General features: G+C 47.7%; 1 protein-coding gene. It reads right to left on the bottom strand.

The window, feature by feature from the left end:
* The coding region (locus FH871_RS35185) for a cell division FtsA domain-containing protein (RefSeq protein WP_305036639.1) at nt 1-367 on the bottom strand (367 nt) is incomplete at both ends.

The following is a 367-nucleotide window of genomic DNA, read 5'->3' on the forward strand; positions in this document are numbered from 1 at the left end:
ATTTCTTGAGCCAGTTCCACAACGCCTGGAAGCATGGCTGCTCCACCGACCAGGACAATTCCACCTGGCAGGTCAAGCAGGCGACCACGTTCCAAATCTTGTTTAACGCGGTCAAAAATATGACGAACCCGAGCTGTGATAATTTCAGACAGGTAACGTTCAGAAATGTCTACAGGCTCATCACTGCCGACGCATTCGACTTGAGCTGTTTCCTTATCGCTGGCTTCAGCTAGATTAGCAGTCCCAAAGTTAAACTTGAGGGCTTCAGCGGTTTGGATTGAAGTTTGCAAGACCTTGGAAATATCCTTAGTGACAAATTCGCCACCTTCTGGGTAGATGTTAGTATATTGCAATTCCTGCGCTCGCA

Origin of the sequence: Larkinella sp. C7 (genome assembly GCF_006149005.1) — a bacterium.
GTDB lineage: Bacteria > Bacteroidota > Bacteroidia > Cytophagales > Spirosomataceae > Larkinella.